At 66.9% G+C, this 6,227-nt stretch carries 5 protein-coding genes and 1 tRNA gene; 5 read left to right on the top strand and 1 reads right to left on the bottom strand.

Going from position 1 to position 6,227, the window contains the following annotated elements; all coding sequences use genetic code 11:
• The 5 genes from ABIR74_RS06350 to ABIR74_RS06330 form a co-directional block, all read left to right on the top strand.
• Window positions 1-191: hypothetical protein (locus ABIR74_RS06350; protein WP_348176076.1), on the top strand; the 191-nt coding region annotated here is incomplete at its 5' end.
• Window positions 192-243: 52 nt separating this feature from the next.
• Window positions 244-1,776 carry an alkaline phosphatase D family protein gene (locus ABIR74_RS06345; RefSeq protein ID WP_348176073.1) on the top strand — a complete coding sequence of 511 codons (1,533 nt, stop codon included), beginning with the start codon at window positions 244-246 and terminating at the stop codon, window positions 1,774-1,776.
• A gap of 46 nt (window positions 1,777-1,822) precedes the next feature.
• Window positions 1,823-2,914 (top strand): AI-2E family transporter, encoded by a 1,092-nt coding sequence (locus ABIR74_RS06340; RefSeq protein WP_348176070.1) that lies wholly within the window; start codon window positions 1,823-1,825, stop codon window positions 2,912-2,914.
• Between the two features lie 2 nt (window positions 2,915-2,916).
• A complete protein-coding gene (locus ABIR74_RS06335; protein WP_348176067.1) occupies window positions 2,917-4,140 on the top strand; it encodes an MFS transporter in 1,224 nt (407 codons plus the stop codon).
• 10 nt (window positions 4,141-4,150) lie between these two features.
• On the top strand, window positions 4,151-5,800 hold the full coding sequence (locus ABIR74_RS06330; protein WP_348176065.1) for a methylmalonyl-CoA mutase family protein: 1,650 nt from the start codon (window positions 4,151-4,153) through the stop codon (window positions 5,798-5,800).
• Window positions 5,801-5,848: 48 nt separating this feature from the next.
• On the opposite strand, the gene ABIR74_RS06325 is transcribed toward ABIR74_RS06330, so the two are convergent.
• Window positions 5,849-5,921: transfer RNA gene (locus ABIR74_RS06325), tRNA-Arg, on the bottom strand.
• Window positions 5,922-6,227 lie beyond the last annotated feature (306 nt).

The following is a 6,227-nucleotide window of genomic DNA, read 5'->3' as shown; positions in this document are numbered from 1 at the left end:
TCACGCCGCGCCCCGACGGCACGTGCCCCGAAGGCGCCAGGAAGGCTCAGGGCAGCGAGATGCTCCACCTCTGGTTCACGCAGGACGTGCGGAGCGCGTTCGCGGTGCACGCGCCGGTGCCCGAGCTCTGTCGTGACGGGTTGCTGACGAAGAAGGCGTGCCACGCAGGGGCCCATCGCCGGGAAATGTGAGGATCCTGCGTTGCCGATTGCGTTTCGTCCGCCGCGAACGTACTCTCGACCGGTGCGCCTTGCGGTCTCACTTGTCGGACTGACGCTTGTTCTGTCGGCTGTGGCCGGGGTGGCGGTCGCCGTCGCGGCGAAGGACGGCGTGGGGTTCCAGTACGGCGTTGCTGCCGGCGAGGTCACGCCGACCTCGGCCAAGCTCTGGACGCGGGCGCCTGTTGCGGGGACAGTGATGCTCACGGTTGTCGAGGCGACGAAGAAGCCGACGGTGCGGACGTTCACGCTGCGGGCCGCCCCGGCCAACGATCTGACGGTACAGCGCGTCGTCACCGGTCTCGCGCCTTCGACCGAGTACCGCTACACGTTTGCGCAACGGGGCTCCGGTGGGGCAAGCGCTCCAGGGCTGTTCCGGACTGCCCCGAAGGCGAGCGCGAATGCGAGAGTGCGGTTCGCCATCTCAGGCGATGCCGATGCGACTCCAGGCCCGAACGGTAGGCCGGGGTTCAACAACTTCGAGACGTACGGGCAGATGGCCGCCGAGGGGAACGACTTCAACATCAACCTCGGGGATACGATCTACTCGGACAGCGAGATCGCCGGGGCAAAGCCGGCCCTGAGCGTTCCGGCAAAGTGGGGGAAGTACAAACTCGGTCTGGCGCTGCCCGCCCTCCGGAGGCTTCGTGCGAGCGCGAGCCTCTACAGCCAGCCCGACGATCACGAATACATCAACGACTTCTCGGTACCGGAGTTCGGTAGGCCGCTCTACCGCGCCGGCGTGAAGGCGTTCACCGACTACGCGCCGGTTTCGTGGAAGCCCGCAAGCGGGTTCTACCGCACCTTCCGCTGGGGCAAGAACCTCGAGCTCTTCGTGCTCGACGAGCGTTCGTTCCGCAGCGCCAAGGTCGCGAAGCAGTGTGCAAACGACCTCGCGCCGACAGGCCCATCGGCCGTGCGGCAGGCGTTCTCGACGCTCGTGCCTTCACTCGCGAACCCGGTCGTGCCCGGATGCATCGCCGCAATCAATGACCCATCGAGGACGATGCTCGGCGGAGCGCAGGAGAAGCGATTCCTCGCAGCGATCAGGGCATCGAACGCGACCTTCAAGGTCATCGTCAACGAAGTGCCGATCCAGCAGTTCTACCAGCTGCCCTACGACCGTTGGGAGGGCTATGCAGCTGCCCGCACACGACTACTCAAGGGCCTCGGTGGCGTCGAGAACGTCGTCTTCCTGACGACGGATACGCATGCGAACATGTTCGGTGAAGTTCGCCTGCAGACCCTCGAAGGCCCACCAATCGGCACGGGCATCTGGGAGGCGGTGACCGGCCCCGTTGCGACGAACACGTACGCGAAAGAGATCGACGCTGTGATCGGCGCGAAGGGCACGGGTGATTTCATCACGTCCCTCTTCCTCAAGCCCGCGCCACCGGGCGGGATCGGAATGCCGTGTGCAGCGACGGACGTGTTCAGCTACGGCCAGGTGGTCGTCACAGGAACGAAGTTGACCGTTACGCCAAAGACGTCTACCGGCGCCCCTGTGAGGGAGAAGACCGGCGCGGCGTGCGCGCCGCTCGTCGTCCCGGCTCGCTGACTCGGCCGCACACGGGGCCGTCCAGCGTTCCACGTATCCTCAAACGATGCTCGACGAACGCACCGTCCGTTTCCGCCCGCGTGCGATCCTCACCATCATCGGGGTCGTGCTCGCTGCTGCGATCGTGATCCAGGTGCTCTGGGTGACGCGCTCGGTGATCATCTGGGTGCTTATCGCCCTGTTTCTCGCCATGGCGCTCAATCCCGCCGTCGAGGTGCTCGTGCGCCGTGGCATGCGCCGGGGGCCGGCTGTCGGGATCGTCTTCGTCGGTGCGATTCTCGTCATCGTCGGAATCGCAGCCACGTTCGTCCCGACACTCATCCGTGAGGTCAACGACCTCGCCGATGCGGTTCCGGGGTACATCGACGACCTCACGAGCGGCCGGGGCAAGCTCGGCTTCCTCGAACGCGACTACCAGGTCGTCGAGAAAGCACGGGACGCGATCGAAAAGAGCGGTGTCGGTGGCTTCCTCGGACTCTCGAACACCGCGCTGAGCGTGACGAAGAGCATCCTCAACGGCGTGATCGCGACCCTGACGATCGCCTTTCTGACGTTGTTCATGCTGCTTGAAGGCCCGATGTGGGTCGAGCGGGTCTACAGCCTCATTTCCGAGCCGGCCCAGCCGCGTTGGCGGAAGGTGGCGAGCGACATCTACAGAACGGTCGGCGGCTATGTCACCGGCAACCTCTCGATCAGCCTCATCGCGGGAGTCGTCTCGACGGTCGTCCTGCTCGTCCTCGGTGTGCCGTACGCCGTCGCGCTCGGGCTCATCGTCGCGCTGCTCGATCTCATCCCCCTCGCCGGTGCAACGCTCGCCGCGATTCTCGTCAGCGCAGTCGGATTCCTCCATTCGACGACTGCGGGCATCGTTCTCGTCATCTTCTTCGTCCTCTATCAGCAGCTCGAGAATCACGTGTTGCAGCCGCTCGTGTATGGCCGTACGGTGCGGCTGTCGCCGCTGATCGTGTTGATTGCCGTCCTCATGGGGGCAGAGCTCGCCGGCGTGATCGGAGCTCTGGGAGCCATTCCCGTCGCAGGGTCGATCCAGGTTCTCGTCGTCGACTGGCTCGATCATCGCCGACAGAAGATCCTCGATCCGCCAGGGCCAGCACCATCGGCCGTCGAACTACCCTCCTGAGGGTGCCGTACGCCAGCGAAACGCGCGGCGTTGCGAGGTACCGCGAGCTCTTCGGCAATCGCTACGCTGCATCGCTGCTCGCGTGGAGCATCGTGGCGCGGCTCCCGAACGGGATGGGCGCGCTCTCACTCGTCCTGCTCGTGCGTGCGACGGGCGCGGGCTACGGGGAGGCCGGCCTCGTTGCAGCGGCGTACGCGGTTGCCGTGGCGGTGGGGGCGCCGTACGGTGGGCGGCAGGTCGATCGGCGTGGCGCTGCGCGCATCCTGCGACGCCGACTCGTCCTCTACTCGTCGCTCTTCGGCGCCACGGCGGTTCTCGGTGCGGCCGACGCTCCGATACCCGTGATCGCAGCCTTTGCCGCCGCATCGGGCTTGACGCTCGCTCCGATCTCGTCCGTGATGCGATCGATCTGGCCGACCGTCGCCGGAGAGGACGGCGCGAGGACGGCGTATGCACTCGACGCTGCGCTCCAGGAGGTGATCTTCGTCGGCGGGCCGCTTCTCGTTGCCGTGCTCGCCACGTTCGATCCCGCTGCTGCCGTTGCCGGCGCGGCGGTCATCGCGGCGGTCGGAACGTTCGCATTCATGCGGCTGCCGCCCGTCCGCGCGTCCGAGCCGGCGGAGGATCGTCACCTGTCCCGCCTCGGGGCGCTGTCCGCGGTCGGTGTGCGCACGCTGGCGCTGCTCTCACTGTGCCTCGGGATCGGCTTCGGATCCGCGGAGATAGCGATCCCGGCCTTCGCCGAAGCACAGGGCAACCGCGCGCTCGCCGGCGTGGCTCTTGCCGGTTTCTCGTGCGGATCGCTCCTCGGCGGCCTCGTCGCCGCGCTGCGCCCATCACGCGATGACCGCCGCCGGATCATCATCGGCACGTTCCTCCTCGCAGCGCTCCTCGCCTTGCCGCTCCTCTCCGGCTCGGTGGCCGCCATGACCGCTCTCTTCTTCGTGGCCGGCGTACCGGTTGCACCGGTCGTCGCGGCGATCTACGGGCAGATCGGCCGCGTAGCGGCGGCGGGCTCGGTCGCCGAGGCATTCTCTTGGTTCGGCACCGCGATCTCGATCGGGATCGCTGGCGGCAGCGTTGCCGGGGGCTGGCTGATCGACACGTCGGACTGGCGTGCCGCGGTCGTTTTCGGCGCGGCTCTCGTCGCCGTCGGGGCTGTGGTCGTGACGATCCGATGGGGGACGCTCGCGCCGCCGCTCGGTCTCGCACGTCAGCCGGAGTAGGATCGCTTCGATGGCAGCCGGAGGATCCCAGGGTCTCGACCGCTGGCGCGAACGATGCGCCCGCACACCTGACCGCTCGGGCGAGCTCTTCTCGACGCTCTCGGGAGTCGATGTGGCGCCGCTCTCGACGCCCGACTCCGGCAGCGTCGACTACGAGCGCGATCTCGGCTATCCGGGCGAGTTCCCGTACACGCGTGGTGTCTACCCGTCGATGTACCGGGGGCGCCTCTGGACGATGCGTCAGTTTGCGGGGTTCGGCTCGGCAGGCGAGACGAACGAGCGGTTCCACTTCCTGCTCGACCACGGCCAGACCGGCCTCTCGACGGCATTCGACATGCCGACGCTGATGGGCCTCGACTCCGACCACGAGCGCTCACTCGGCGAGGTAGGGAGGGAGGGCGTCGCGGTCGACTCGGTGGAGGACATGCGCCTTCTGTTCGAGGGAATCCCGCTCGGCGAGGTGTCGACCTCGATGACGATCAACTCGCCCGCGGCGATGTTGCTTGCGTTCTACGTTTGTGTTGCCGAGGAGCAGGGCGTTCCGCGAGCGGCACTACGGGGCACGATCCAGACGGACATCCTGAAGGAGTACATCGCGCAGAAGGAGTACATTTTCCCGCCCGAGCCGAGCATGCGGCTCGTCACGGACATGATCGAGTTCTGCGCGAACGAGATGCCGCTGTGGCATCCGATCTCGATCTCGGGGTACCACATCCGTGAGGCGGGCTCGACGGCCGCGCAGGAGCTCGCGTTCACGTTGCAGGACGGTTTCACGTACATCGAGTGGGCACTCGAGCGAGGGCTCGCGATCGACGACTTCGCGCCGCGGCTGTCGTTCTTCTTCAACGCCCACCTCGATTTCTTCGAGGAGATCGCAAAGTACCGCGCGGCTCGCAGGATCTGGGCGACGGTGCTGCGCGATCGCTACGGCGCCAAGGACGAGCGCTCGCTCCTGATGCGCTTCCATGCCCAGACGGCGGGCGTGTCGCTGACGGCCCAGCAGCCCGAGCTGAACATCGTGCGCACCGCGATCGAGGCGCTCGCGGCCGTGCTCGGTGGAACGCAGTCCCTCCACACGAACTCCTTCGACGAGGCACTCGCCCTTCCGACCGAAGATGCCGTCCGGATTGCGCTGCGCACGCAGCAGGTGATCGCCCACGAGATCGGTGTCGTCAACGCGATCGATCCGCTCGGCGGCTCCTACCACCTCGAGCAGCTGACCGATGAGCTCGAGGCGCAGGCGTATGCCTACTTCGAGCAGATCGAGGAACGTGGTGGGATGGTCTCCGCGATCCGGCAGAACTTTCCCCAGGCCGAGATCGCCGAGGCGTCGTTCCGTTACCAGTCGGAGGTAGAGGCGAAGCAGCGGTTGATCGTCGGTGTCAACACGCACACGGTCGGCGAGGAGCCGCCGATCCCACTGCACAAGATCGACCCGGAGCTCGAGCCGCGGCAGGTGGATCGCGTTCGCGCGTTGCGTGCACGGCGCGACGCGGAGGCGGCGGCACGATGCCTCGGCGAGCTGCGGGAGGCCGCGGCGGGGCCGGCCAACCTCATGCCGGTGATCCTCCGTGCGGCGCAGGCAGACGTGACGATGGGCGAGATGTGCGACGTCCTTCGCGAGGTGTGGGGCGTCTGGCGCGAGACGCCCGTCTACTGAGCCACTCCTCTGCGGCGATCGATTTCGGGGTGAGGCTCTGTCCCCAGATGCGCCCGGGAGGATTCGAACCTCCGACCCGCGGATTAGAAGTCCGCCGCTCTGTCCACTGAGCTACGGGCGCGTGGTCGTAGGGTAATCGGCGAGCCGGGCTTCGGGGGGTCTTGCCGAGAGTAAGCTTGCTTCGTGTACCGGGTCGGCATCGTCTTCAAGCACGCTCCAGCAAGTGTGAGGCGGGACGCACCCTGAGCACCCACCCGGTGTCGCCCCTGCAGCCCTACCTGCCGAGGCTCGTGCTCGACTGGCAGGCGACGATGCCCGACGTGCTCGTGCGCGAGATCGAAGGCACGATGGTGTTCGTCGATGTCTCGGGGTTCACGAAGATGTCCGAGCGCCTGGCCCGCCAAGGGAAAGTTGGCGCCGAGGAGGT

Origin of the sequence: Gaiella sp. (assembly GCF_039915195.1) — a bacterium.
Taxonomy (GTDB): domain Bacteria; phylum Actinomycetota; class Thermoleophilia; order Gaiellales; family Gaiellaceae; genus Gaiella.
This window is presented reverse-complemented; position numbering and strand designations above follow the sequence as displayed.